This is a genomic window from Neobacillus drentensis, from assembly GCF_036965645.1.
Lineage (GTDB): Bacteria > Bacillota > Bacilli > Bacillales > Cytobacillaceae > Neobacillus > Neobacillus drentensis_D.
In genome coordinates this window covers 1-1,130 of record NZ_JBALPZ010000263.1, presented here as the reverse complement: position 1 = coordinate 1,130, position 1,130 = coordinate 1, and the positions used below count along the sequence as shown (strand labels likewise).

Here is a 1,130-nt window from a genome sequence, read left to right as displayed (position 1 = left end):
ATTGATTATTGGTGGTGAACAATGAAAAAGACCCCCTGTTTATTATTTTTATTTATTTTCCTATTTGTTGTTACTGCTTGTGGAGGTCCCTCTACATCAACATCTTCCGATTTGTATGTAGTTAAAAAGGCACATTCAAAAGATGATAAAGAAGCGTGGATAATAGCATATGACCCCAACAGTATGACAGAAAAGAAGGAAATAAAAATTTTGGTCCAAGAACCAATGGTTTGGAACTTGATTGAGGTTAATAAAACTTATTTTTCAAGTTACTCAAAAAAAGGAGATAATCCCTGGATATTAGATCAAATTGAACATCTTGGTGACAATGATTCTATTAGATGATTAATTTGAACGATCCCAAATGTGCTTAATAAGAAAGATTTTTGAACTACTGGGGTGCTATAGTAAAAGAACGGAATTAAAATGAAAATGGTTGCAGTCGTCCTATCATTAATTGCTGATGCACTTGGATTTCCGTAATAGATAATCTATTAGCTAAGTGACTTATTCATCTGCTGAATAGGTCATTTTCTTTTTTTAATTTAATATCGCCTTTTGTTTGCCAATGTGAATAGGTGAAGAAATGTACTTAAGCTAACAAGAGTTTAAATAATATAAGGAATAGAATGAAAGAGCCTAATTGATGATGTATGAATTAACGACGGATCGAAGCAGTTGATTGGAACCTTTATAGATTTGAAAAAAAGGAATTTTGAGTTCAATATAGAATATGTACTTGCTAACGTATGCATAGAATGGAACGCTTTAAATTTAGCGGAGGTGGAAAAATGAAAGCGTTATTTATCGGTGGGACGGGAACAATTAGTTCTGCTATCACGAAGCAATTGGTCACAATGGGATGTGAGCTTTACCTTCTTAATAGGGGGAATCGAAAGGATCGCTTGCCAGAAGGGGTAAACCTACTACAAGCTGATATCAATGACGAAGACCAAGTTTCCAGACTAATAGAAGAGATAGAGTTTGATGTGGTTGCTGATTTCATTGCCTTTGAACCTGCACAACTGGAAAGAGATTATCGCTTATTTAACGGGAAAACGAAACAATTTATCTTTATTAGCTCTGCTTCTGCCTATCAAACTCCTTTATGCGACTATCGAATTACAGAA

General features: G+C 34.3%; 2 protein-coding genes. Both read left to right on the top strand.

What is annotated here, in order from left to right; all coding sequences use genetic code 11:
• Window positions 1-21 precede the first annotated feature (21 nt).
• Entirely contained in the window at window positions 22-345 is a 324-nt protein-coding gene (locus V7266_RS30055; RefSeq protein WP_335472927.1) for a hypothetical protein, read from the top strand.
• 446 nt (window positions 346-791) lie between these two features.
• On the top strand, window positions 792-1,130 hold a 339-nt coding region (locus tag V7266_RS30050; RefSeq protein ID WP_335472926.1), incomplete at its 3' end, for an NAD-dependent epimerase/dehydratase family protein.

Bases quoted from the DNA above. Each gene is read 5' to 3' on its own strand.
- V7266_RS30055 (WP_335472927.1), top strand. From the start codon at position 22: ATGAAAAAGACCCCCTGTTTATTATTTTTATTTATTTTCCTATTTGTT.